Here is a 25,028-nt window from a genome sequence, read left to right as displayed (position 1 = left end):
ATCCGGAACCTGTCGCCGCCGGTTCCAGTTTCACGCTACAGCAGCCCCGCCGTTTCGGGGAAGCCACACAGGATATTCAGGCATTGCACCGCCTGTCCGCTCGCGCCTTTCACCAGATTATCCTCGGCGCTGAACAGTAGGAGCCGCCCGGTGCGCGGATCGAGCCGCCACGCGATTTCGATCACATTGGTGCCCACGACATTCTTGGTGTCCGGCAGCGCCTTGCCTTCGAGCAGGCGCACAAACGGCTCCTGGGCATAGGCTGCCTGATAGCTGGCCGCCACCTGTTCACCAAGCGTTTTAAGCTCGCTGGCCGTGCCACCGGCCACTGGAGTGGCGCAGATGGTGGTGCAAATCCCGCGGTTCACCGGGATCAAGTGGGGGGTGAATTGCAGCACGACCTTGCGGTTCGCCGCCAACGACAGTTCCTGCTCAATCTCCGAGAGATGCCGGTGCTTGGGCACGCCATACGCCCGCACACTTTCGTTGCACTCGCAGAAAAGATAATCCAATTCCGCCTTGCGTCCCGCGCCGCTGACGCCGCTCAATGAATTCGCAATGAGACTGCCCGGATCAATCAACTTCGCGCGCAACAGCGGGATCAGCGGCAGCAGAATGCTCGTGGGATAACACCCGGCGCACGCCACCAGCATCGCGCCGTGAATCGCCTCGCGATACACCTCCGGCAACCCGTAAACCGCCTTGTCGAGCAAGTCGGGAGCGGGATGTTCATGCGCGTAAAACTCCTGGTACACGGCGGCGCTGCGCAGGCGGAAGTCAGCGCTGAGATCAATCACCTGGCATCCCGCCTGCAATAAAGGCACCGCGAACTCCGCCGCCACTCCGTGCGGCAGCGCCAGGAACACCACCTCCGCCTGTTTGGCCAATAGCGCCGCGTTAGGTTCGGTAAACCGCAACGCCCGCGCCTTGGGATGACTCGCATATTTGGGAAACACCTGCGCCAGCGTCTGCCCGGCATATTGCCGCGACGTCACGGCGGTAAGTTCTGCCTGCGGATGCGACAGCAACAGATGAACCAGTTCCTCGCCGGAATAACCGGAGGCGCCGACAATAGCAACTTTAACGGATGTACGTTTCATAAATGCACGTGGGGATGTTTTAAAGGCCGCGACGGCGAACTGCAACGTCCGAATGCATCGTTTTATTGGCCGGACGGCCTATTCCCCTGCCGGCTCCGCCAAAAATTGTCCAAACCAGGCCTCGGGGGAGGCCGCAAACTCCCAGTCCTTACCCCGCCACGTAAAACGCAGACGCCCGGAGTGCAAGGCGTGGTTGGGCAGGATCAGTTTGCGCCATTGCGCCGCGCTCAACCGGCCCACCACAAAATCCAGGTACAACTGTTCGTCGCCGCCGTAGATTTTATCGCCCACAATGGGATGCCCAGCATGGGCAAAGTGAATGCGGATTTGATGTTTGCGCCCGGTATGCAGCCGGATCCGCACCAGCGTGAACGGCCGGCGGCCCTGCTGCGCCGCATCCTCGGGCACCGGCACCGCGCGGAGAAACCGCTTTTCCACCCAATACTCCGTAAGGGCGGGGGCGCCGTCGGGGCGCACTCCATCCTTGATCGCCACCATGCTCTCCAGGTCGCGCCCCAGCGGGGCATCCAAGATGCCGTGGTCATGGGCCACCTGCCCGTGAACGATCGCCAGGTATTCCTTGGCAACCTCCCGCCCCTCCCATAACTGGCGCAATTCGCGGGCGGCCTCGGGCGTCTTGGCGACCAAGGTCAACCCGGTCGTTTCGCGATCCAGCCGGTTCACCAACTGCGGATGGCTCGCCGCCCCCAAATGCAGGCGCACACGGCTGATCAGGCTGGAATACACGTCCCCTTTGGTGGGATGACATACCAAATCCGCCGGTTTGTTGACCACCAACAACTCGGCATCTTCATAAATGACATCCAGCATCGGGTCCATCAGGGCGGATAAATTCTTGTACGCTTGTACACTTGTATTTTGGCGGCCGATTCCTTACCATAGCCGGCGTTGAAAGAAAAGCAGAACCATTGGTGGCCCGTGATTTGCCTCATGCTGGTGGCCGCGATCACCCGCATTCCCGGCTTGTTACCGCCGAACTTCAGCGCTGTTTACGCGCTGGCGTTCTGCGCGGGGGTCTATTTCCCCGGTCGCATGGCCTGGTGGCTCCCGTTCGTCACCTTTGCCGCCACGGACCTCCTGCTCAACCTCTATTATAAGTACGTTCAGGGCATTGACACCTTCAACCCGGCCACGCTGATTTTCCTGCTGGCCAATTACCTCGCGTATCCCGTGCTCATCTGGCTGGGTAAACGATTTTCCCGGAAAACCGCCTTTCATGCCCTCCTGGGGGGCGGCATTCTGGGGGCCATTCTGTTCTACCTGGTCACCAATACCGCTTCCTGGCTCTTTGATCCGGCCTATCCGAAAACCCTCGCGGGCTGGATCCAGGCGCTCTCGCGCGGCACGCCCGGCTACCCACCCACTTGGGAGTTTTTCATCAACACGCTCACCAGCGGCGGATTATTCACCGGGCTGTTTGCCGGCGCGATGAAACTGAGCGAAGCCGCCGAAAGCGAGGCGGAGGAACCCGAGGAAGCCGAGGAAGAATCGCCCGTGGCCGATGGCGAAAAGGAACCCCAGGAAACCAAGGCGTAGCCTCCCCGCTGTCTGGCAGAAATCGGGCGGGAAAATATTTGGAAGCGCGGGACTCTCCTTTTGCTTTCCATCCCTTGGGTTGCGTGGCGGAGTTTTGCCATGGACGAGCGGCACCTGTTCCGCGCTCGCCGGAAAGTCGCGGCTTGACCGCTGTGGGCGGCCGCGTTCATGCTGCGGCGGTGGATGCCGTACGTTTTAAATTGACCATTGCTTATGATGGCACTTGTTACCAAGGGTGGCAGGTGCAGAAGGTTGGTTTGGGCGTGCAGCAGAAGGTCGAGGAGGCGCTGGTCAAATTGTTTCCCAGCGTCCAGCGCATTCACAGTTCCAGCCGCACGGATACCGGGGTCCACGCCCTTGGCATGGTGGCCCACGTGGATATTCCCCTCGCCGAACTTCGCATGCCGGCGACCAAATTAAGGTTGGCCATCAACGCGCATTTGCCGGAGGACGTGCGGGTGATGGCTGCCACGCGTTGTCCGGGGGATTTTCACGCCCGATTTAACGCCTCTGGCAAGCAATACCGGTATCTGGTCTGGAATCAGCCGGCGCATAACCCGCTGTTGCGTCTGATCGTGTGGCATGTGCCGCAAAAATTGGACCTGACAGCGATGCGTGCCGCCGCCCATGCCTTGCTGGGCACCCATGATTTTAAGTCGTTCGCCGCCAGTCGTAATTACGCGGCCCCCAACACGGTGCGAACGCTCCGGCGTCTGGATATCCGCCGCAGTGGTCCGCTGCTCACCTTTATTGTGGAGGGGGATGGGTTTCTCTATAAGATGTGTCGCGGGTTGGTCGGGACGCTGGTGCAGGTGGGGCAGGGGAAGCTGCGCGCGGAGGATTTGCAGGCCATCCTGACCACGCGTGATCGGCGGGTGGCGGGCATGACTGCCCCGGCGCATGGGTTGGTTTTGTGGAAGGTTTTTTATGAACCCGGCTTGGCGGCGCCCGCCCCGGAATCCGAGGAATGACCCCATGAATGTCGTGCTGCTTGAACCAGAAATCCCGCCGAACACCGGCAACGTGGCGCGGCTCTGCGCCGCCACCCGTTCCTGCCTGCACTTGGTGGAACCGTTCGGATTTAAATTGGAGGATCGCAATCTTAAGCGCGCCGGCATGGACTATTGGCAGCACGTGACCTGGCATCGCTGGAAAAACTGGTCGGCGTTTCACGCCGCGCTCCCCGCTCAGGCCCGACTCTGGTTCATTGAGTCCGGGGGGCCGCACCACTACGCGGAAGTGCAGTATGCGCCTGACGATTTTCTGGTGTTCGGGCGGGAAACCGCTGGTTTGCCCAAATCCATTCTGGAAACGAATCGCGATAATTGGCTGCGGATTCCCATGTTCAATCCAGAAGCCCGGTCGTTGAACCTTTCCAATTGCGTGGCCTTGGTCTTGTTTGAGGCGCTTCGGCAGCACAGTTTCCAACGTGAGGTGTAAGCCATGAGCTTGAATTCCCGTTTGACATCACTGTTGGTCGGCATAGTCTTTTCGTATGACCAGTATGGATAACAACTCTGAAAGTTCTGGCCCCATTCAAGCCGGGGGGCTGACACCGCAGCTACGCGATGCCAAACCGGCGATGAGTCGGCGGAAGTTTGTGGTCGTCACTTCCGGTTGTCTGTTTTGTGGCACCGGCGGCGCTTCCCGCGCCTTTGCCGGCATTGGCAAGCCGGTAGATGTCGGACTTCTCAAAGAGTACGCCAAGGATGGTATTTCGGAGAAGTTTGTGGATCGCAACTTTTTTGTCATCCGGTATCAAGGACGTCTCTTTGCCACGATTGCCACCTGTCCCCACAAGGGCAACTTTCTCGTGCGCGATTCGCGCAATGCCAACCGGATTGTATGCACTGGTCACGATGCGGTGTTCACGCCTGGTGGCGTGCCGACGGGCGGCCCGGTAAAGCGCGGCTTGCCGCGTTTCGCCATCGCGCTGAACGATCAGGGGCATGTGTTGGTGAATCCCAACCAGGAATTTCCGCAGAACGAGTGGAACGACAAACGCAGTTATCTCGCGGTTCAGTAACGAAGAGGGAGCAACTATTATGATGACGATTGGTTTCCATACAGATGCGTTTAACTCCGCATACTGGTCGTTTGAGAAATGCCTGCAATGGGCGCAACGCAACGGGGTGCATCAGATCGAATGTGGTTTGATTGACGGGGTGAGCTGGATTCACGGGCTGGGGTACCAACCGCACGTCGCCCTGTATGAGGATCCAGCTTTGCTCCGGCAAAAAATGGAGACGTTTGGGGTGCGGTTCTCCCAGGTGGATGCCGCCTATCCGCTTTCCAACGAGGACGGTCCGTTGCGCGGCGTGCCGTACGTGATGAAATCCATCGCTTGGGCGGCGCAGATTGGGTGCCCCTGCGTGGACACCACGGATGGGTTGCACAAACCGGATGGCATCAGCGAAGTGGACGCCATGGCCCAGATGAAGAAAAGCTATCAGTTGATTCTGCGGGTGGCGGAGGCGCATAATATCATTGTCAACATCGAGCCGCACGGCTATTTCACCACCAAACCCGAGCGCATGGCGGAGATGCTGGCGTTTGTGGATAGTTCGCTGCTGCGCCTGAATATGGATACCGGCAACACGTTTATCGCCGGACAGGATCCGGTGGCGTTCTTGAAGCGGTTCATCACCAAGGTGAGCCACGTGCATGTCAAAGATGTCTCAGAGTCTTTGGCGCGTGCCGTGCGGGGTGGGCAAACGGGCATCGCGGTCAGCCAATGTCCGTTGGGCGGTGGGGTCAATGCGGATAACATCCGGGAATGCCTCAAATTGCTGCGCGACCATAAGTTTAATGGTAATCTGAGCATCGAGTGCGAAGGCATGGGTGGCCCTATGATTGAGGATTCACTGGCTTGGTTGCGTTTGACGCTGGCGGATTTGGATATCCGGTACGATGGTCTGCATGCCGCTTGATTCGGACGCGCATTCATAATTGGATTCCATGGCACTCGTTACCCAGGATGGTGGGCAGGGCCGGACAGCATCGCTTGCCGCAGAACTGTTCCGCGAGGTGCGCCCGGATTTCTTCCGGGTGCTGAGCGGGGCGAATGCGGGAGTGTATCTGGATATTCTGAATGCGTTGGAGACGGAGGCGTCGTGCTGCAATGAGGGCATGGCCCGGGAAGAAGCCTTGGCGATGGTCATGCGCGTGCTGGCGAATCACCCGGATTTCCAAATTGAAGCCACCGCCGAATTGCCACCGGAGGCGACGGTTTCGCTACCGGTCCGGGAAAAGGCTCGCTACGTTTTGGACCATCTGATCCGCGCTGGCTGGTTGGAGATGGAAACCGCCGCTGACTGGCGGCGCACGGTGTATTTCGATCCCCATGGCGCTACCTTATTGGCGGGCATTCGCAAGATCGCGTATCCGGACGCGGCCGTGTTCACGGATAAATTGGTTGGCGTGTGTGCGGCGTTAGCGAACCAGGCTGAACTGGTCAAACAACCGTGGGAACATATTCAGGCCTCGCGCGACAGCGCCCAGCAAGGCCTCGCGGAACTGCGAGCCATGCGCAAGAGCGTCGAGCGGTTCATCCGTCGGCAACTCGAGGCGCAAACGCTTGGCGACAACCTGAATATTGTCTTTGATCAATACGCCGAACAATTCGGGCATACCTGTTACGCGGAATTGGTGCGCTCACAATTGCACAATCGGTTGAGTGATGCGCGGGATCGCCTGGAGGCGCTGTTGGAAGACGCTGATCTGCTGCACAAAATGCAGGCCGAAGTGATGCGCCGCAATCCCAGTCTGGATGCCAGCGCCGCCATGGCACGGGTGCGCAATCAGTTGGACGATTTGGAGCGCGCCTTGGATAGCGTTGCGCCGATGGCGGATCGCATTGACGCGCGCACCGCGGAATTTACGCGGCGGTCGCTCGCCCGGTTCCGGTATTTACAGGAGGTTGTGGGCGAACGGCGCGGCCAGATCAAGGAATTGTTCGAGAAACTCAATCAGGCCTTTGCCGGTCATCGCTACAACGAACTGGAGGACTCGCCCGCGTTGCCACAATTGCTGCTGCCCGAGGCGCGGCTGCTCGCTGGTCGCGACTCCCTGTATGAACCGCCCCGCCGTCGTACTCTGGAAGAAAACGCGCCGGTGGAGGGAGACGTGGATGAATCGCTGCGCGAGCGCACCCGCCGCCAGATGGAGAATGCGTTGCGTGATTCCCTGAATGTGGCGCGGGCAAATCATTTCGTTTCCCGTTTGCCAGGTGGCAAGGGGGCGCGCATCGCCAGCTTGGATTTCCCGATGGGCAATGAGGACGACCTGGCGGACGTCATCGCGCTGTTGTTGCACGCGGAATCCGCCGAGGCGCGCTATCGGGTGGAAGTGCCGCGCGTTGTGAATGACGCTGAGCAGGCGGAACACGACCGCCATGCCGCGTGCGCGATTGAACGATTTTTTGTCATTAAGAAATGAGTGCTGATTTGAATCAACCCGCCCCGACGCCACTGCTGGCCCGTCTCAATGAACCGGATCGCGTGCGCATGGGCGAGGCGTTGCAGGCCTTGCTGGCCCGTGGCTCCATTCTCGGGCTGGAACCGGGCCAATCCGAACTTTACAACTGGTGCCGGCAAAACCTCGAATGGCTGCGTGAACTGGCCGCGCTCTCCGGTTTGCAGGTGGTGAATGAACACGAAAATCGGTTGATTCAGGCGGTGCCGCAAAAGCCGGCGTTGACCCTGCGGCTGCGCCAGGATGCCACCATCGTTTTGCTGGCGCTGTGGTATGAGTGTGACACGCAGATCCGCGAGCAGGGCGCCACCGAAGTTTTTTTGACCGTCGAGCAATTGAACCAGTTGTTGCAGGAAAAATTGTTGCCTGACCTCAAGGAGCCGCCCAGCCGTGGCCGGTTGGTGGAGATTTTGCGGCAGGCGCAACGCTTCAACCTCATTCGTTTTGAAGTCGCCGCTCCGTTTGAGCAATCGCGCATTGAAGTGTTGCCCACCCTCAAGCGGATTATTCCCTTCCAGAATTTTGCGGATTGGACTCGTACGGCAGATTTGCACAAACGCCCAAATGCCGAGGCCGAGGAGGTCTCCAATGAGCCGGCAGCCCCTGAGCTGGGAGGTCAAACCGTATGAGTCGCGCCATTAAATTGACCCATATTCACGCCATCAACTGGTATGGATACAATGACTCGCTCGCCGTGGATGGCCATCTCCTGCTGGCTGGCGTCACCGGTTCGGGCAAGAGCGTCTTGATGGACCTGATCCAGCTCGTGCTGGTTGGGAGTGATCGCGCTTTATTTAACCGTTCTGCCACTGGAGCCCCCGGAAGCCGCACGCTGAAAAGCTATGCGCTCTGCGATACCAAGCGCGAGGAGAACGGGCAGCCGCAATACGTCCGTGAACGGGGTGCCATCACCTATGTGGCGCTTGAATTCACCTGGCCGGATGGCAACCGCGTCGAAACCTGGGGACTGCGCCTGGAGTTTCGTAACGCCGCTGAAAATCAGGGACGCATCGCCCCGTTCTTTTGTGATAGCGCGCTGGAGCGCAAGGACTTTCTGGATGCGGAGCGGCGGCCGCTGGAAATGTCGGCCTTCCGGCATTTGATCGAGAAGCAGCATGACGGCCACGTCTTTGAAACGCAGGAGCAGTACCTGCGCGACATGTCCAATCCGGCGCATTTGAATTTTAATCGCGGCGTGCTTTCTGTTCTACTGCCGTCGGCAATGTCCTTCAACAACCTCAAGAGTTTCGATGAATTCTGCCGCCGCTTCATCCTGCCGGGGGATAAGCTGAATGTTTCCGACGTCATTGCCAGTTATAGGAACTTCCAGGCCTACGAGCGGGATCTACGGGAGTTGCGTGATCAGTTGGATCGGCTCACCGCGATCGGTAATCATTTTTTGAAACACCAGGCAGCAGTACGCGATCGGGCGGTATGCCGCTGGCTTTCTGGAGAAGTATCGCAGACCCATTCTGCTAATCTGGTGAGGGAGGGTGAAAAGCAACTCGCCGAACTCAAAGATGCGTTTGCCAAAGACGAGGCACGCATAGGCGAGTTGGATGATTTTATTGGGAAACGTAAAGAGCAATTGACACAGCTCCAGGCTATGATTTCCCAGACTAGCGAAGGCCAACTCTATCTTTACTTGAAGTCAAAGAATCCGGGTTTAGTCAGTAAGATCGATCAGTTGCGTGGCGTGGGGAATCGCCTGGATGAAGCCTTGCGCCAGCGGGTGCGGAATGCCCGGGCGTGGCTGGAAGAAGTTGAAGGCGCTCCGCTGCCGGAGGCGTTGGACATCACCGCCTTTGAGACTGCCATCAAGAATCTGGAAAGCTGTGAGTCCAGCCGCAGTGAAATCGCACTCGCGGACTTGGCGGTGGAAGTGGAACGGTTAAAAATTGCGCTCAGTAGCGGCATCCGCCCCTTGCGCGGACGGCTGGAGGAAGTGCGCGCGGAAGCGGGCGCTTTGCGGGATGAGGTCGCCGCCTTGCAGCTTGGGCATTTGCCGTATCCCGCCAAATTGTTATCCGCGTTGAACGAAGCGTTGCCCCCGGAGGGGCGCGCGCCCGCCGCGCAGCCGCTGTGCAAATTGTGCGAGATCACGGATGAGAAATGGCGGCCCGCCATCGAAGTGGTCTTCACGCGCAAATTTGCGGTGGTGGTGAGCGAGGGGAATTTCGAGCGGGCGCTGAAGCTGTATCAGGAATTGCGGGCCGATTCACCGCAGGAATCCCTCATTAATTCGCGCAAGGCCAAAGCGCGGACCATCCAGCCGGGTTCTCTGGCGGAGAAAATCAAGACGGAACACCCGGTGGCACGGGCGATTATCAGCCAGCTTTTTGGCGAGGTGATCTGTGTGGAGCGTCCCGAGGATATGGCTAAGCACGACAAGGCCATCCTGCCGGATGGTTTTATGTCCGTGGGTTCGTTTGTCGAGCGCCGCCGCCATTACGATAATCTTCCGTTCATTGGCCGCACGGGGCTGCAAAAGCAGCTTGAGGTTAAACGCATGCTGCTAGCACCACTGGAGGCCGAGGAGCGCCAGTTGCGCCCGCGGGTGGAGGAAACAGAGCGCATCAGTCGGCGCGCTGCTGAGTTGATTCCCGAGCACAACTCGCTTACCCGCGATCTCATCGAAGCACAGCAGTTGCCCAAGCTGGAAGCGGAACTCAAGGGGAACCTGGAGCAGTTAAACCGCATCAACCGCGCCAGCTTTGAGGAGCGGGAGCGGGACCTCTCCCGCAAGGAAGAAGAATCGCGCCAATGGGAGCAGGAACGGCGCATACTGTTGCAGAGTCAGAAGAAGGGCAAAATCGAAGATGGCGAACAGTCGCTGGCAGAGCTACGCGCGGACCTGGAATTCTCCATCCGCGCGTTCGACCGCATTAAGGCGGACTCGGGGGATATTTCCATCTACGCCTCCCGCATCCATGAGCTGCGGCAGCAGGTGCTGACGGAGATACCGGCGCTGGATGCCGCAGCAAAGCGTTTGGTCACTATGGAGAACGACGCGCGCGTTACCATTGCCGAGGAATGGCAAAAAGTAGTGGCCACCCGCCATGAACTAGCTCACGCCTATCGCAAATACGAGGAACTGGTGCCGGAGAATCCAGTCAACCAACCCTGGGAGAAGTTAAGGGAACAAATTGCCGCCGCCAATATCCCGGATTATCAGGCTAAATCCGAGGCAGCACGCATACAGTGGGAGAATCTTTTCCGCACGCAGGTGTTATCCAAGTTGGATCGCGCCTTGCGGGATGTGCGCGATCATATTCGGCTACTCAATAGTCACCTGAAATCTCCAATTGGTAATGATCGTTATGAAATTGATTCTCAGCCCAATCCGGATTTCAAGATGTATCGTGACTTGATCAGCTTGAACGCCACCTGCCGCGAGGATGATCTGTTTTATGCATCGGTGAACGGGGAGCTTCGGGCGGCGCTGGACCATTTCCTCTCCGTGCTGGTTGAGCATCCGGATAGCGAGGAGGCGGCGAGGCTGCTTGATTATCGGCATTACTTGGATTACGACCTACTGGTCTGGGATGCGCGCGACCCACAAGCACGCGCGGTCAGCGTGGACCGGCAGAGCGGCAAGTTCAGCGGTGGCGAGAATCAATCGCCGTACTTCGTCGCCATTCTAGCCAGCTACCTGCGCGCGTACCACCGGCATGAGACGCGTTGGCATGATCCGGCGCTGGCGGTGGTGCCCATTGACGAAGCCTTCTCCAAACTCTCCCCGGAGCGGATCGAGGATTGCGTGCGTGCCCTCAAACAGTTGGACCTGCAAGGCGTGTTATCCATGTCGGCGGGCAACATTCCGTTTGCGTTCAGTCAGTGCGACCAATTGATCATCGTCTCCAAACATGAGGAGCGGATCGGCGCAAAGACGCGCATTCGCAATGTGCCGGTCAGCATCCTGCGAAGCACGCCCGAGGGCCGCGAATGGATGGAGAAACACGGATAACCCCAGCGAGGATTCCGCCCCATGTACTCTCCGGTATTGCAGACCCTGGTTGCTCAATATACCCGCTCCAAAGCCGGACGCACCGGGGCAGTGGATCGCGATTGGCTGATGGACTTTCGCGCGCTGTTGCGCTTGGCGGGATGTGAGGATGGCGAGGCGCGGGTTCAAGCGGTGTGCGATCTTGAAATGGCCGAGCGCAAGGGGGTGATCCAGGTGGAACGGCATCGACGCGACCGTGAGTTGATCGAACGCATTCGCCTGCCGCTGGCTCAGGAGGCGGCCTTGTTCACGTTGCTTGGCCTGCTATCGCCGACCCATCGCCGCCAGGAATTTTCCCGGCAATTTGCGCTGGCCCGGTATGCCGCTGTGCCGGAGCCGTGGCGTGAGCGCTGGCAGACCTTTTGCCGGGAATACGAACTCGCTGCGTTGCAAGGAACGGTCACTACCCCGTTTTCCTGCGATGACCCTGCCGGCAATGCCGAGTTATTGGAGTTGCTGCCCAAACTTCTGGCATGGCCGGGAGAATCGTTACTGCGGTTTGCCAGTTGTGTGTTGTGCCAGGACTCGAAACGCCTTGAACAATTATCCGGACGTTTGGCCGCGGCCTTGCAGCAACTAAGTCACGGGGAGATCGCTTCCCTGGATGATTTGGGCTTGGTCGAAAATCCCCGGACTGTTTTATTGCATGGCCCCTTGCGTCTGGATTTGCGTGGGCAGTGGCTGGACTTGGGCCGGTTGCGTGGCGCGTCCCGGATTTCGCAGATGGACATTGAAGCGGCGGCACTCGTCGAAATCAACGCTCGCCGATGCATCACCATCGAAAACGAAACGTCCTTCCACGAATTGGCCAAGTTGCAGTGTGGCGACCTGCTCATTCAAACCAGCTATCCGGGTTCCGGCACCCGGGCCTTGCTGCAACGTCTGCCGGACGTCTTGGAATATTGGCACTTTGGTGATGCCGATGCCGATGGGTTTGCCATCTTGAATCAGTTGCGGACCATCACGGGGAAACCGTTTCGCAGTCTGCACATGCGTTTCCGCGCTGAACCGTGTGGACCAAAGTTGCTGCCGGACGATCTTCGCAAGCTCCAAAAGATGATAAAAAGTGATTCCCTTGGTCCAGAGCGGGTGGAACTTGAAGCCATGCTCGCTGCCGGACACAAGGGCGCTTTTGAACAGGAAAGTTTAGGCCGGCCAGTATTGGCGCAGTTTCCGTTTTACGCGGTCGCCGAAGTCCACCTTCGTGAATTGATATGAAACTCAAAGTTATCCATTTTCATGGAATAGTTGCTGCCGCATTTTTATTTGCGGGTCGTCCGGTGTTTCCGGCTGCCTCCAACCAGATTGATGGTGCTGCGGTGCGCGCGGAAGTAATCGTGTATGGCGGCACCCCTGGTGGGGTGATGACCGCTGTGGCCGCCGCCCGGCACGGGCATACGGTCGCGCTGGTGGATATCAACCAGCACGTCGGCGGCGTCGTCAGCGGCGGCTTGGTGTCCACGGACATTGGCGACCGCAAAACGGTCGGCGGCTTGGCGGATGAATTCTTCAAGCGAGTGGGGAAGTACTACGGAGACAAGTACGGCACCACTTCCCCGCAGTTCAAGGCCTGCCGGGATGGAATCATCTTTGAACCGCATGTGGCCGAACTGGTGTTTGAACAGATGCTCAAGGAAACAGGCAAAGTGACGCTCTGGCGGAATCACCGGTACCGGGCCGTCGAACATGACGCAGGGCGCATTACTGCATTGGTGGCAGAAATTCCCGGCCAGACCGGCTCCAATGTCACGCGCACGTTCAATGGGGATGTGTTTGTAGATGCCAGTTATGAGGGGGATCTGATGGCTGGCGCGCATGTGCCGTGCCGGGTCGGGCGCGAGAGCCGCGCGGAGTTTGGCGAATACCTTGCCGGTATTAGCGCCGGCCCCAGGGAGTTGCGCGGCTTGGGGGATCATCGCACGATGGCCTACAATTATCGCGTCTGTGTCACCTCCAACACCGCCAACCGCGTATTGTTTCCGAAACCGGAGAATTACGATCCAGAGCCGTTTCGCCGAACTGACGGCGAGCGCGCCCGGAAAGGCACCGCCACCGGTTTTGGCAGTTTCTTCACGACCGTCGAAAAAGCCGGGCCCAATGGAACCTATGACGCCAATTGGTGTGATTTTCCCGGCAACAGCGAGGGCTATGCCGAGGGCAGTTGGGAAACCCGCGCGCGCCTCGCCGCACGCGAGCGGGACTATTTTCTCAGTCGGCTTTATTATCTGCAAAATGGCGAGGATTTGCCGGAAGCCTTTCGCACGGCAACCCGCACCTGGGGATTGTCCAAAGATGAGTTTGCCGATAACGGTCACTTTCCGTTTCAGCTATATGTGCGCGAGGCGCGTCGCATGGTCGGTCGGTATGTGCTGCGCGAGAACGATCTCACTCAGGACCGCTTCAAGCCGGACGGCATCTGCGCCGGCAGTTACGGGGTGGATTGCCACACGATCCAATACCTGATGCATGACGGGAAGCTCGATCTGGACCATACTCGCCATGTGGCGGTGCATAATTACGCCATCCCTTATGCGAGTCTCACCCCGTTTGAACCAGGCAACCTGTTGGTGCCGGTATGCCTCTCCGCCACCCATGTGGCCTATTGTTCATTGCGGATGGAGCCGGTGTTCATGATGCTCGGCCATGCTGCCGGTGACGCGGCCCACCTGTCCATCGTTGGAAAAACCACCGTGCAAGCTGTGCCCGTGGAACAATTGCGCGAACTGTTGCGCCAAGAACAGGCGATCCTGGATTCCAACTATCAGCCACCCGTAACCATCGTGTGGACCCCGGCTCATCCCAAAGTGGGTGAATTGGTGAAATTTTCCGTGCAGACGGGAGTGCTGAAAGAAGCGCTCAAGCGCGTCTGGTGGGATTTCGCCGGCAATGGAACCGTCTCTGCTCAAGGGAACCAGGTGGAACACCGGTTCACCCTCGATAAAGTGTATAGTGTGAGCCTGCTGGTGGAAGACGCTGCTGGCAACCGCCGCCTGATCCCAGCAGAGGTGCCGGTGGGGTTGGCCACTGCGCGTGACCTGACGATGGACGACTTTGACGCGGAACTGTTTGGCCGCTGGAATGCGGCGTACCCGGAAATCATCCTCGGGCCCGGCCAACGTCTGCCGGATGTTTTCTTCGGCCCGGGCGTCAATTACGACGTGGTTTACAAAGGGAAAAAGGCTCCGGCACGCGCACGGTTCCAACCGGCAATACCTCGCTCCGGACGCTATGAAGTCTGCCTCGGCTTTCGTACGGCACGCAATCAGGCCACCAATGTGCCCGTTCTGGTTCGTTGCGGCAGTGGCTCCAAAAAATTAACGGTGGATCAACGCAAGGAAACCACGCCATTCAATTTCAACTCCTTGGGCGAGTTTCAGTGGCAGGCGGGCGACAGCGGCTTTGTGGAAGTCACCAATGGCAACACCGACGGACGGGTGGCCATTGATGGGGTGCGTTGGGTTTGGATCGGGGAATAACCCTCAAAAAAACCTGACTGGACGTTCCGGGCAACTTCCATTAGTCTTCTGCAAATGTCGAAACCTGCTAAAAACAACGACACCGCGAAGTTGGCTCCGGATCAACTTCCGTATGAAGAGGCGCTGCGGCGTCTGGAGACCATCGTTGAGGCGATGGAAGCGGAAGATTTGCCGTTGGAGAGTTTGGTCGCCCGCTACGAGGAAGGGGTGCGCCTGGCGCAATCGTGCCAGCGCACGCTGGCCGACGCGGAGTTGAAAATCAAACAACTGGAGCAGAATGCCGCCGGAGAATTGCAGCTCAAGCCGGTCGTGCTGGCGGAAAACCCCTCGGGGGACTGAGTTGAATAACTCGTTTGTCAACCTATGAGCCGTTATCTTGAAATGGTGAACAGCCCTGCCCACGTGAAAAAGTTGACGCCGGAACAACGGCTGCAACTGGCCGATGAAATTCGGCAGGAATTAATCAACGGCCTGGCCAAGCATGGCGGCCATTTGGGACCCAACCTGGGCGTGGTCGAGTTGACCGTGGCCATGCATACCGTCTTTTCCACACCCAAGGATAAGTTTCTCTGGGATGTCAGCCACCAGGTCTATGTCCATAAATTGCTCACCGGCCGCCGCGACCGGTTTGACACCATTCGCACCACCAATGGGCTGTGCGGGTTTGCCAGCCGGGCGGAGAGTGAACACGATTGTTACGGTGCGGGTCATGCCGGCACCGCGCTCTCTGCGGGGTTGGGCATGTGCGCGGCGCGGGATAAACGCGGCAGTGACGAGCATGTGGTCTGCGTGTTTGGCGACGCGGCGTTGACCAACGGCGTCTCCTATGAGGCGTTGAACAACATCGCCCACACCACCAAGCGCTTCATCGGCATTCTCAATGATAATGAATGGAGCATTGCCAAGAATGTCGGTGCCATCGCCGGCTACTTGAACACCTTGATCACGCATCCGCGCTACAACCAGTTGCAGCGTGACTTTGCGGCTTGGGTCAAGCGGTTGCCCAAAGGGCAAATCGCCCTGAAGATCGGCCAAAAGGCCGAGGAAGCCTTGAAGGGCGTGGTGAGCGGGGTGACGTTGGATAAGAATACGAGTTTATTGATCGCCGATTCGGATGGTCGCGGCGGTTTCGGCAGCAGCCTGATTTTTGAAGAGCTGGGTATCCGGTACCTGGGCCCGATTGACGGGCATAATCTGCCGTTGTTGATCAGCACCCTGGAGTTTGCCAAGACGTGTGATCACCCGATTGTGTTGCATGTCCTGACCCAAAAGGGCAGGGGATACGAAGCGGCCATCAAGTTCCCGGAAAAATTTCACGGCACGGGCCCGTACGATGTCGCCACCGGCAATGCGGTGGGCGGCAAGACGGGCGGCCCACTCAATTATCACGAGGTGTTCGGGCAGTCGCTCGTCAAAATGTGCCAGAAGGATAACACCCTGGTGGGCATCACGGCGGCCATGCCCAGCGGCACCGGGCTCAAGATGCTCGAAAAGGTCATGCCCGATCGGTATTACGATGTCGGCATCGCCGAAGAGCACGCCGTGATTTTTGCGGCGGGCATGGCCACCATGGGTTTTCATCCCTTTGTCGCCATTTATTCCACCTTCTTGCAGCGCGCCTTTGATTGCATTCATCACGATGTCTGCCTCCAGGATTTGCCGGTCACCTTTTGCATGGACCGCGCCGGGCTCTCTTGCAACGATGGCCCAACCCATCACGGGCTGTTTGATATTGCGTATTTGCGCTGTCTGCCCAATGTCATCGCCATGGCGCCGAAGGATGAGGATGAATTCGCCGATATGCTGTTCACCGCCTCCCACGAGAAGCACCCCACCTTTATCCGCTATCCGCGCGGGGCGGGCGAGGGAGTCCCAATCAAAAATCAGCCGAAATTGTTGGAGATCGGCAAGGCGGAAGTCATTCAAAACTATGCCAACAACGGCGGGCGCAAGGTCGCCTTGTTTGGTTTGGGGAACCTCTTGAGCATGGCGCGGCAGGCGGCTCAACTACTGGCTCGGGAGGGGTATGACTGTGCCATCATCAATCCCCGTTTCACCAAGCCGCTCGATGCCGGGATCACCGAGTTCTTTGGCCGTGCCGCCGAGGTGGTCGTCACCTTGGAGGATCACACCATCGTGGGTGGGTACGGCAGCGCGGTGCTGGAGGCACTCTCGGAGAAAGGCGTCCCGACGCCTGTGGTGCGCATTGGTTGGCCGGATGTTTTTGTGGAACATGCCAGCACGGTGGAGTACCTGCGCGAGAAATACGGCCTGACCGCGCTCCAAACCGTGGCCCGGGTCAAGGAAGCCCTGGCCCAAAATCATAAAACGCGAATAACTGTTGCAGTTTGAGCATTAGTAGTACACCTTACCGCGAACTTAATTTGACTTTATGGCATACAAAGACATTACTCCGCCTGCGGGTGGAAAAATCAGTATCATTAACGGACAACTCAACGTGCCCGATCAACCCGTCATTCCGTTCATTCGCGGTGACGGCACGGGGGCCGATATTTGGGCGGCCAGCGTGCGCGTGTTCGACGCCGCCGTGGAAAAGGCCTATGGCGGCAAACGCAAGATCGCTTGGTTTGAAGTCTTTGCCGGCGAGGAATCCTTTAAACGCTTTAACAACTGGCTTCCCGATGACACCGTTGCGGCGTTCCGGGAATACCTCGTCGGGATCAAGGGTCCGCTGACCACCCCGGTGGGCGGCGGCATCCGCTCGCTGAATGTCGCGCTGCGGCAAATGCTCGATCTCTACGTCTGTTTGCGCCCCGTGCAGTATTTTTCCGGCGTGCCCAGCCCGGTGAAACATCCGGAGAAGGTCAACATGGTCATCTTCCGCGAAAACACCGAGGATATTTATGCCGGCATTGAATTCGTCGGCGGTTCGCCGGAAGCCCAGAAGATGCTGGACTTCATCGCCAAGGAATTTCCGAAGGATTTCAACAAGATTCGTTTCGGCACCGCCGCCAAGGCGGAGGAATACATCAAGCTGGAAGGTGCGGGCGGAGATGCCAAAGTGTGCGTCGGCATTGGCATCAAGGCCGTTTCCCAGTTGGGCACCGTGCGCCTCGTCAAAGCCGCCATCGAATATGCCCTGCGCGAAAAACGCCGCAGTGTGACCTTTGTTCACAAAGGCAACATCATGAAATACACGGAAGGGGCCTTCCGTGATTGGGGGTATGCCGCCGCGGAAAAACTCTTTGGCAACCGGGTTTATACCTGGGCTCAGTATGACATTACCAAAAAGGAAAAGGGTGAAGCCGCCGCCAACGAAGAGCAAAAGCAGGCGTTGGCCTCGGGCCGGCTGTTGGTCAAGGACGCCATCGCAGACATCACCTTGCAGCAGGTCCTCACCCGTCCCGATGATTTCGATGTGATTGCCACGCTGAACCTCAATGGTGATTACCTCAGTGACGCCTTGGCGGCCCAGGTGGGTGGCATTGGCATCGCCCCTGGCGGCAATATTAATTACGTCACCGGCCACGCCATCTTTGAAGCCACGCACGGCACCGCTCCCAAGTACGCCAACAAAGACCTCGTCAATCCCGGTTCGGTGATTCTCTCCGGCGAAATGATGTTCCGCCACCTGGGCTGGAACGAAGCCGCCGACTTGATTCTCAAGGGCCTCAATGGCGCGATTGTCAGCAAAAAGGTGACCTATGATTTCGCCCGCCAGATGCAAGGCGCTTCCGAAATCAAGTGCTCCCAATTCGGCGATAACATCATTGCCCACATGTAATCCGGTGCCGCTGATTCACGGTGGCCATTTTGCACGGGCTTGTCGGATAGTAATTCTCGCTACCGGCAAGCCCGAATATTCACTGTGGTTTTAATTCCTTTGGGTTTTCCAGGCAGGTGATGGAATGGCGCGGGCTCCCAAAATAGTTTCAGTCTCTTCATTGGTCTCATTCCCTGTGCTCTCTTCGTAATTTTTTCGCCCCCTTCATTTTTCTGAAAAATCAGTGTTTTTCCATTTTGTAAATCCTGTCTTGTCACGATCCTCTTTGCCTGTCGGTTCCCGTTGTTTTTGCCATTGTTCCGCATTCCGCATTTGAATAATTCTCCTCCCGGAGGGAACCACCTTTCCAAAACACCGGTTATCCTCTCCCTCGTGACGGTTGGCCGGACCGTGTGGTTCGGCTCCGCACCATGGTTGGTTGTGAACCGCCATGAAACATTAACCGATAATCGTTAGCCATTGAATAACTATGAAAGATCAGGAAACTCAATACCGGTTCGTCGAACTCCGCGCCAAAGGCTGGAGCTTTGCCCGCATCGCCGCCGAACTCAACGTGGATAAAAATACCCTCGTCGTCTGGAGCCGCAAACTCCACTTCCAGATTCAAAACCTCAAGACCATCGAAGCCGAGGCTTTCCAGGAAAAATGTTTTGCCGCCGCCGAGGCCCGCTGGGAAACCCTGGCCGCCCGCTTGCGTGGTGTTCAAGCCGAACTCGAAAAACGCGACCTCAGCGAACTTTCCACCCAGCGGCTCTTCACCCTCGAAGCCGCTCTCCGCGCCGAAATCAAACGCGAAACTTCCCTCTCGCAATTTTCCACGCCTGTCACGGAGATTCCCCCCGGGGAACTCCAGGACAAAGCGCTGGATTGGACTCCTTGAACCCGTTCATCCACCTCCAGGATTATGTATCGCCTCCGTAACCTTGTCCGGTGTGCCTCCCGCACCCTTGTGCGTAGCGGCCTCTCCCGGCCCGCTCGGGGCACACCCTCATCGCCTTCCTCCCTGCGGTCGCCCGATCCGCTCGCCCGGCAGCGCGCCATACTCCGCCTGCTGATTCCCCACGATGACCCCATGCAGGTTGCCGCCCGCCTGCTCGGCACCCCAACTGGCCCATGAAAATTGCGGGGCGTACTGGTTTTGTACTGGTTTTGATCCCGATCAACGATGCCAATGAATACGCCCCGCCTTTTCCAAAAATTTCACCCCGTACTACTTTTGTACTGGTTTTGATAAAAATTGGTTTTGATTTTTGTGCCATCGCCGATTCCATCTTGATGCCAAATCACCGTGTTTGCGCCATGCAACTCTCACCCCAAATTCGTCAACAACTCATCACCTGGCTCCTGGCCGACCTGAGCTGGCCGGCTATCCAGGAAAACGCCCGCCAACAGTTCGGCTTGGAACTCGAACTCCCTTTCTTTTCCCAATGCCTGGCCGATGAAATCACCCGGTATCTCGCAATGCGTTTGGACCACCTCGCTGCCACCGTCGAGACCCTCGCCGGAAAACCGTTACCTCCCGCTTTTGACGCCGTGTTCGTGAAACTCCTCAAATTGCATCTCTTTGAATTGGTCGCCCGTCCCGCGCTCAGCCCGGAACAGATCGCTCTGCTCGTTGCCTGGCATGTCAAACTTCAGACCCTCGAAATCGAGCGCGCCAAAGCGGGCCGTCGTGCCTTCAATCCCTCCGGCCATCCACCCAACCACAACCTGGGCATCCCTCCGGCAACCCTCGCCGCCATTGAAAAACAACTCAAACTCAGATGATTCAGTTGCTCAAATGAAGCCTGACAACACTTTATCCTTCCCATTTCGACACCAATCGCTAAAGTCACTGGCAAGTAAACCCACCCAGCGCAGATCGTTCGTTGGTTGGTGGCTGGAGGGTGAAATGGTATGCAAATATATTGGTTAACGGTTAAGGCATCGGCAGTGGGATTGTCCGGAAGATCACACCGCCCGAAAGGGAATAATATTACTCATGCAATGGATCGCCCCATCTGAAAAGGTCACCCGATGAGCAATTCGGAACAACCCACCCCACCGGCAAAGGGACAGTTCCTCGTCTATGCCACGGAAGACGGACAGGTGAAAATTGACGTCCGGCTGGAAGGGGAGACCGCGTGGCTGACCCAAGCCCACATGGCCGATCTCTTCCAGACCACCCAGCAGAACGTCAGCCTGCACCTGCAGAACATCTATGCGGAGGGCGAATTGCATTTCGCCGCAACTCACAAGGATTTCTTGTTAGTTCGCCGGGAAGGGAGCCGGGACGTCCAGCGGCGGGTGGAATTCTACAATCTCGACGCCATTATCTCAGTCGGGTACCGGGTGAAAAGCGCGGTGGCCACCCGCTTTCGCATCTGGGCTACGCAAAAGCTCAAAGAATTCATTGTCAAAGGCTTTGTGCTCGACGACGAACGCCTGAAAAATCCCAATCAGCCGTTCGATTACTTCGACGAACTGCTCCGGCGCATCCAGGACATCCGCACCTCCGAGCGGCGGTTTTACCAAAAGATTACCGATATTTACGCCACCAGCATTGATTACGATCCCACCCAGCCAGAGAGCATTGCGTTCTTCCAGACGGTGCAAAACAAGATGCACTGGGCCATCACTGGCCAGACAGCGGCGGAGATTATCCATACCCGCGCCGACAGCGCCAAGCCCAACATGGGCCTGACCAACTGGCGCGGCGCGAAGGTGCGCAAGGAAGACGTGGTCATCGCCAAAAACTACCTCAATGAGCCGGAATTGGCCGCCCTGAACAACCTCGTCGAGCAATACCTTGTCTTTGCCGAAGGCCAGGCCATGCGCCGTGTGCCCATGCACATGAAGGACTGGATCACCAAGCTCCACGGCTTCCTCACCATCAACGACCGTAATATACTCACCCACGCTGGCAAAATCTCCCATGAGATGGCCAGGGAACTGGCCGAGGCGGAATATGATAAATTCAACCGCCAGCGCATCCAGCAGGCCGATGCGGCCGACGGGGAATTTGAAAAAGCCATCAAACAACTCCCGCCGCCACCCAAACGGAACAAGGGCGGTAAGAAGGAAATGAGATGAAAGCCGCCACACTAAACCAAATAACCTGAAATGTCTGTTCTACACCAAATCCATTTCTTCCTCCGGACGCGAGACCTTCTGCTGCCGCGTCTGCTGTCGAGGCCGGTCAACCTTGGTGGGGACAAGCGCAACGCACCCTCAGATGTCCCCCAGAGGGGAGAGGTATAGGCAAACGAATTAAACCGAAGCCATGAACTCTTTTCGCAACCATCGTCTGCGTGACCTCGCCGTGCCGATGAGCACCGCCTGGCTGCTCAATGACATCGCCGAGGCGAAGGGTAGGCAGGAGCTTTACACCCGCCAGTCGCCGCAAGTGTTGAAGGCACTGCGCGAGATGGCGCTCATCCAAAGCACCGAATCCTCCAACCGCATCGAGGGTGTCACGGTTGCCGCCGACCGCCTGCGTCCGCTGGTTCTGGGCAACACCAAGCCGCGTGACCGCTCGGAACAGGAAGTGCAGGGCTACCGACTGGCGTTGAACGAAATCCACACCCGGCACGAGAGAATGTCCATTACCCCGGAAACCCTTAAACGCCTCCACGCACTTTGCCAGTCTGCCAGCGGCGACGCCGGACAGTTCAAACGCATTGATAACGAGGTGGTCGAACTCCGGGCTGGCGCTGCGCCGGTCATCCGTTTCAAATGCGTTTCGGCGAAGCAAACGCCCGCCGCCGTGGATGAACTCTGCCTGCTCTATCGCCACGCGCTGGACCAGGACAACATTCCGCCGCTCATTGCCATCACCGCGCTGATTCTCGACTTTCTCTGCATTCACCCATTTCGCGACGGCAACGGTCGCGTCTCGCGTCTGCTCACGCTGCTGGCGCTTTACCAGCACGGCTACGAAGTCGGGCGTTACATCAGCCTCGAACGTCTCGTCGAGCAGTCCAAAGAGGATTACTACGAAGTCCTCAACCGCAGTTCCCATCGCTGGCATGAAGGCAAACACGAGTTGACGCCGTGGATGAACTTGCTGCTCGCCGTCATCCGCCGTGGCTACGCCGAGTTCGAGCAGCGCGCCGGGCAGGTCAAAGCGCCACGCGGCGCGAAGACGGGTCTGGTTCAGGCTGCGATTGAGGCGCAATCCGGTCCGTTCCGCGTCAGCGACATTCAGCACGCGTGTCCGGGTGTCAGCCTCGACATGATCCGTCAGGTCTTGAAGAACCTTCGCGGTTCAAAGGTCGAGTGCCTCGGACGCGGTCAGAACGCGCAATGGCGAAAGTTGGCAAATGGGTAACAACCCAATTCAATGGGTAATGAATTAGGTATTAACTCGAAATCAGGTGTTAAACTACGTAGCAAACAAGTTTGACCATCCATGTTCTGCGCCTGCACCGAAGACCAGCCTGTTGAGCAGCCCGCCATCGGGTTGTTCGCGGAGTTTGGCTGGAGCACGGTGTCGGCGTTGGAGGAAAGATTCGGCCTGTCGCATTCTCATCCACCCAACCGCAACCTTGGCATCACCCCGGAAACCCTCGCCTCCATTGAAAAACAACTCAAACTCAGATGATTCAGTAGTTCAAATCGAGACTGACGTCAGTATGGCGCAGAACGGTTCTTTCCCATCTCGTACTATTCGTAACGCACCAAGCGACGTCAGCAAAATGGTTATTCTCGGCACAGGCAGCCAGCGTGGGGTGGATACCTCATGTTCACCCGCTACGCCTTATGGCAAGAGCAACACCGCATTCACCGAGGAACCTTGCGGGTTCAATTTATCCACCGGATTTGGCAGTTTCTGCCAATGTGCCTCTCCGCCTCGGCTTGTGCTTACCAGACTCACGTAACCCATCCACATCCCCTTGCCGCCATACAACGTCTGGTACAGAATAACTTCGTTCTGCGTGGTGAGTGGAAACGATCCGGTCAGTTTGGTTTTATCGGATAACGTTCCGATTAAGGTTGCGATTCCTGAAAGCTGAACTGACAACGTACACTTGCCAATATTGGTACCATCTGGCTCGATCACCACCGCGACCAAATAATTTGTCTTCGCCGCCTTTTTCAAAGCCAGATCCGCCCACAGATTGGACAACCAATTCGTGCCTTGCTTGACCGTTCCGGTCACTCCGCCTCCTCCGCTCAGGTCCAGGTTCACCAATACCTGTAACGCCGGGTCTTTACCGCGAGCGATTGAATTGGAGTAAAATCCACCAAGGTTAAACGCACCTGCCGTAAACGGGTACACCTTGCCTTGATGCGTCAGTTGTCCCGTAAAGGTGCCTTTATCCGTTACCGTCAGTTTCACAGCTCCGCTATTGGTCCAGTCCGCCAGGAATACGTCATTGCTTGGACAGAACAGCCCGACATAATCCCCTTTTCGCGATAGAAACGCATTGGTGACGAAGTTCACCGTCAATACCAGGTTGGATTCCATGGTAAATTTAAGGTCCGGCCGGTTCGTGGTCCAGAGCACCGGGCCGTTGAGACCACGGGTGGCGATGCAGTTCGAGAAGAGATTCCCTGCAACTGGTACTGCCTTCATCATGTAACTCTTGTTAACATCCAGCGCCTTGCCACTCCAATTCGGTGTAAAAGTACCATTGCCCAAGTGGATTATATTCAAGGTGTCGGTCGCCAGTTTCACGATCTTAACGCTGGCGGCTTTCGAGTAATTACCCTCGGTATCCACCGCATAGGCGGTCAGGATGTTTGTACCCATCGGAGGCACAAGTTGGATGTTCCATTTTTTGGTGCCATTGGCCAGTACCCAGGCGTCGAAGTTAAGCCGACACCACACTTCGGACACGCCTTTGGCATCCGCTGCCGTGCCGGTGACCATCACCAAGTTTGAATAGGTGGGGCTGCGCGGTGGGGTGATCGTCAACGAGGGTATTCCAGGCCCCGTGGGCAGGAAATTGACTTGGAAAAGATTGGTAGTGCAATTACCGACGGCATCTGCTGCACTGATGAAGATTGGATTCATCCCTGGTTGCAAGGTTACAATCTGGCTCCACGGTACACTCTCATCTCCGGCACCACTCACATTGGTAAGCAATAGGCCGTTCACCCAGACATTTTGCACCCCATGATTTCCCTGCCCGGCATCGGTTACCATTCCGTTGAGTGTATAGCGGCGTTGAGTGACCGTCTGTCGGGTGCTGTTGCTGACAATGATGGCCGGTCCTTGGTTATCTAATACCGTCAAATTTGCCACTGTACTTGTTACCGTGCCAGCGCTGTTGGTGATCACCACCTGGTAATTACCAGCATCGCTGAATTTGATGCCGCTGAGTTTGAGTTGTGGCCCGGTTGCGCCGGTAATGCGTTCATTATTCTGAAGGGTCACGCCATCTTTTTGCCATTGATACGCCTGCACGCAACAGGCAGTAACTGCGAAATTTGCCTCAAGGCCAAAGGCGACCTGCTGATTGTCGGGATTTGAAGAGATGGTAGGGGGCGGCAATTCTGGAAAATCAAAACCTACTTGAACGGTAGTACTGGGGTCAGTGGTTTCGATAATTATTTCCCCATTTGTGGCCCCTGGTGTTTGCAATACCACATAGTCGAATATCACTAATGCCCCAGGTGACGGGACGACGGATGGGGAAATATGCGAGGACAAGATGGTGCAGCCCGTGGCTGTGATGTTGGTAAAA

Annotated in this window: 21 protein-coding genes; 18 read left to right on the top strand and 3 right to left on the bottom strand. The window is 57.4% G+C overall.

The annotated features are described in order from the left end of the window. Nucleotides 1-35 precede the first annotated feature (35 nt). Together argC and WCO56_03655 are read right to left on the bottom strand one after the other, a co-directional pair. The gene (gene argC, locus WCO56_03660; protein MEI7728636.1) at nucleotides 36-1,100 is read right to left on the bottom strand and encodes an N-acetyl-gamma-glutamyl-phosphate reductase; all 1,065 of its coding nucleotides are present in this window, start codon (nucleotides 1,098-1,100) and stop codon (nucleotides 36-38) included. Between the two features lie 78 nt (nucleotides 1,101-1,178). Then, nucleotides 1,179-1,940 carry an RluA family pseudouridine synthase gene (locus WCO56_03655; GenBank protein ID MEI7728635.1) on the bottom strand — a complete coding sequence of 254 codons (762 nt, stop codon included), beginning with the start codon at nucleotides 1,938-1,940 and terminating at the stop codon, nucleotides 1,179-1,181. 69 nt (nucleotides 1,941-2,009) lie between these two features. Between WCO56_03655 and WCO56_03650 the strand changes: the two genes are divergently transcribed. From WCO56_03650 to WCO56_03565, 18 genes are all read left to right on the top strand, one after another. After that, complete coding sequence (locus WCO56_03650; protein MEI7728634.1) at nucleotides 2,010-2,657, top strand: DUF6580 family putative transport protein; 648 nt, start codon at nucleotides 2,010-2,012, stop codon at nucleotides 2,655-2,657. 152 nt (nucleotides 2,658-2,809) lie between these two features. Beyond that, on the top strand, nucleotides 2,810-3,628 hold the full coding sequence (truA, locus tag WCO56_03645; GenBank protein ID MEI7728633.1) for a tRNA pseudouridine(38-40) synthase TruA: 819 nt from the start codon (nucleotides 2,810-2,812) through the stop codon (nucleotides 3,626-3,628). Nucleotides 3,629-3,632: 4 nt separating this feature from the next. Then, nucleotides 3,633-4,097, top strand: a complete 465-nt coding sequence (locus WCO56_03640; GenBank protein MEI7728632.1) for a tRNA (cytidine(34)-2'-O)-methyltransferase — start codon at nucleotides 3,633-3,635, stop codon at nucleotides 4,095-4,097. A gap of 55 nt (nucleotides 4,098-4,152) precedes the next feature. After that, nucleotides 4,153-4,683: a Rieske 2Fe-2S domain-containing protein gene (locus tag WCO56_03635; protein ID MEI7728631.1), complete on the top strand. Its 531-nt coding sequence runs from the start codon at nucleotides 4,153-4,155 to the stop codon at nucleotides 4,681-4,683. A gap of 19 nt (nucleotides 4,684-4,702) precedes the next feature. Then, the gene (locus tag WCO56_03630; GenBank protein ID MEI7728630.1) at nucleotides 4,703-5,587 is read left to right on the top strand and encodes a sugar phosphate isomerase/epimerase; all 885 of its coding nucleotides are present in this window, start codon (nucleotides 4,703-4,705) and stop codon (nucleotides 5,585-5,587) included. 28 nt (nucleotides 5,588-5,615) lie between these two features. Next, entirely contained in the window at nucleotides 5,616-7,094 is a 1,479-nt protein-coding gene (locus WCO56_03625; protein MEI7728629.1) for a Wadjet anti-phage system protein JetA family protein, read from the top strand. Next, nucleotides 7,091-7,759 carry a DUF4194 domain-containing protein gene (locus WCO56_03620; protein MEI7728628.1) on the top strand — a complete coding sequence of 223 codons (669 nt, stop codon included), beginning with the start codon at nucleotides 7,091-7,093 and terminating at the stop codon, nucleotides 7,757-7,759. Before WCO56_03625 ends, WCO56_03620 begins: the two co-directional genes overlap by 4 nt. Further along, on the top strand, nucleotides 7,756-11,097 hold the full coding sequence (locus tag WCO56_03615) for an SbcC/MukB-like Walker B domain-containing protein (protein MEI7728627.1): 3,342 nt from the start codon (nucleotides 7,756-7,758) through the stop codon (nucleotides 11,095-11,097). Before WCO56_03620 ends, WCO56_03615 begins: the two co-directional genes overlap by 4 nt. Nucleotides 11,098-11,118: 21 nt before the next feature. After that, complete coding sequence (locus WCO56_03610; protein ID MEI7728626.1) at nucleotides 11,119-12,354, top strand: Wadjet anti-phage system protein JetD domain-containing protein; 1,236 nt, start codon at nucleotides 11,119-11,121, stop codon at nucleotides 12,352-12,354. After that, a complete protein-coding gene (locus tag WCO56_03605) occupies nucleotides 12,351-14,612 on the top strand; it encodes an FAD-dependent oxidoreductase (GenBank protein ID MEI7728625.1) in 2,262 nt (753 codons plus the stop codon). Before WCO56_03610 ends, WCO56_03605 begins: the two co-directional genes overlap by 4 nt. Nucleotides 14,613-14,666: 54 nt before the next feature. After that, the gene (gene xseB, locus WCO56_03600; protein ID MEI7728624.1) at nucleotides 14,667-14,951 is read left to right on the top strand and encodes an exodeoxyribonuclease VII small subunit; all 285 of its coding nucleotides are present in this window, start codon (nucleotides 14,667-14,669) and stop codon (nucleotides 14,949-14,951) included. A 24-nt stretch (nucleotides 14,952-14,975) separates the two neighbouring features. Next, nucleotides 14,976-16,964 (top strand): 1-deoxy-D-xylulose-5-phosphate synthase, encoded by a 1,989-nt coding sequence (gene dxs / locus WCO56_03595; protein MEI7728623.1) that lies wholly within the window; start codon nucleotides 14,976-14,978, stop codon nucleotides 16,962-16,964. 40 nt (nucleotides 16,965-17,004) lie between these two features. Then, the gene (gene icd / locus WCO56_03590; protein MEI7728622.1) at nucleotides 17,005-18,357 is read left to right on the top strand and encodes an NADP-dependent isocitrate dehydrogenase; all 1,353 of its coding nucleotides are present in this window, start codon (nucleotides 17,005-17,007) and stop codon (nucleotides 18,355-18,357) included. A gap of 469 nt (nucleotides 18,358-18,826) precedes the next feature. Further along, a complete protein-coding gene (locus WCO56_03585) occupies nucleotides 18,827-19,237 on the top strand; it encodes a hypothetical protein (protein ID MEI7728621.1) in 411 nt (136 codons plus the stop codon). A gap of 419 nt (nucleotides 19,238-19,656) precedes the next feature. Beyond that, nucleotides 19,657-20,124: a hypothetical protein gene (locus WCO56_03580; GenBank protein ID MEI7728620.1), complete on the top strand. Its 468-nt coding sequence runs from the start codon at nucleotides 19,657-19,659 to the stop codon at nucleotides 20,122-20,124. 249 nt (nucleotides 20,125-20,373) lie between these two features. Then, on the top strand, nucleotides 20,374-21,429 hold the full coding sequence (locus tag WCO56_03575; GenBank protein ID MEI7728619.1) for a virulence RhuM family protein: 1,056 nt from the start codon (nucleotides 20,374-20,376) through the stop codon (nucleotides 21,427-21,429). Nucleotides 21,430-21,619: 190 nt separating this feature from the next. Next, nucleotides 21,620-22,666, top strand: a complete 1,047-nt coding sequence (locus tag WCO56_03570) for a Fic family protein (protein ID MEI7728618.1) — start codon at nucleotides 21,620-21,622, stop codon at nucleotides 22,664-22,666. A gap of 81 nt (nucleotides 22,667-22,747) precedes the next feature. Then, nucleotides 22,748-22,939 carry a hypothetical protein gene (locus WCO56_03565; protein MEI7728617.1) on the top strand — a complete coding sequence of 64 codons (192 nt, stop codon included), beginning with the start codon at nucleotides 22,748-22,750 and terminating at the stop codon, nucleotides 22,937-22,939. Between the two features lie 156 nt (nucleotides 22,940-23,095). Here the strand turns inward: WCO56_03565 and WCO56_03560 are convergent, their stop codons facing one another. Next, nucleotides 23,096-24,835 carry a hypothetical protein gene (locus WCO56_03560; protein ID MEI7728616.1) on the bottom strand — a complete coding sequence of 580 codons (1,740 nt, stop codon included), beginning with the start codon at nucleotides 24,833-24,835 and terminating at the stop codon, nucleotides 23,096-23,098. Nucleotides 24,836-25,028 lie beyond the last annotated feature (193 nt).

This window comes from Verrucomicrobiota bacterium, assembly GCA_037139415.1.
GTDB lineage: Bacteria > Verrucomicrobiota > Verrucomicrobiia > Limisphaerales > Fontisphaeraceae > JBAXGN01.
This window is presented reverse-complemented; position numbering and strand designations above follow the sequence as displayed.

Coding starts and splice junctions, on each gene's coding strand:
- argC (MEI7728636.1), bottom strand. CDS start 1,100: ATGAAACGTACATCCGTTAAAGTTGCTATTGTCGGCGCCTCCGGTTAT.
- WCO56_03655 (MEI7728635.1), bottom strand. CDS start 1,940: ATGGACCCGATGCTGGATGTCATTTATGAAGATGCCGAGTTGTTGGTG.
- WCO56_03640 (MEI7728632.1), top strand. CDS start 3,633: ATGAATGTCGTGCTGCTTGAACCAGAAATCCCGCCGAACACCGGCAAC.
- WCO56_03635 (MEI7728631.1), top strand. CDS start 4,153: ATGACCAGTATGGATAACAACTCTGAAAGTTCTGGCCCCATTCAAGCC.
- WCO56_03630 (MEI7728630.1), top strand. CDS start 4,703: ATGATGACGATTGGTTTCCATACAGATGCGTTTAACTCCGCATACTGG.
- WCO56_03625 (MEI7728629.1), top strand. CDS start 5,616: ATGGCACTCGTTACCCAGGATGGTGGGCAGGGCCGGACAGCATCGCTT.
- WCO56_03620 (MEI7728628.1), top strand. CDS start 7,091: ATGAGTGCTGATTTGAATCAACCCGCCCCGACGCCACTGCTGGCCCGT.
- WCO56_03615 (MEI7728627.1), top strand. CDS start 7,756: ATGAGTCGCGCCATTAAATTGACCCATATTCACGCCATCAACTGGTAT.
- WCO56_03610 (MEI7728626.1), top strand. CDS start 11,119: ATGTACTCTCCGGTATTGCAGACCCTGGTTGCTCAATATACCCGCTCC.
- WCO56_03605 (MEI7728625.1), top strand. CDS start 12,351: ATGAAACTCAAAGTTATCCATTTTCATGGAATAGTTGCTGCCGCATTT.
- xseB (MEI7728624.1), top strand. CDS start 14,667: ATGTCGAAACCTGCTAAAAACAACGACACCGCGAAGTTGGCTCCGGAT.
- dxs (MEI7728623.1), top strand. CDS start 14,976: ATGAGCCGTTATCTTGAAATGGTGAACAGCCCTGCCCACGTGAAAAAG.
- icd (MEI7728622.1), top strand. CDS start 17,005: ATGGCATACAAAGACATTACTCCGCCTGCGGGTGGAAAAATCAGTATC.
- WCO56_03585 (MEI7728621.1), top strand. CDS start 18,827: ATGAAAGATCAGGAAACTCAATACCGGTTCGTCGAACTCCGCGCCAAA.
- WCO56_03580 (MEI7728620.1), top strand. CDS start 19,657: ATGCAACTCTCACCCCAAATTCGTCAACAACTCATCACCTGGCTCCTG.
- WCO56_03575 (MEI7728619.1), top strand. CDS start 20,374: ATGAGCAATTCGGAACAACCCACCCCACCGGCAAAGGGACAGTTCCTC.
- WCO56_03570 (MEI7728618.1), top strand. CDS start 21,620: ATGAACTCTTTTCGCAACCATCGTCTGCGTGACCTCGCCGTGCCGATG.
- WCO56_03565 (MEI7728617.1), top strand. CDS start 22,748: ATGTTCTGCGCCTGCACCGAAGACCAGCCTGTTGAGCAGCCCGCCATC.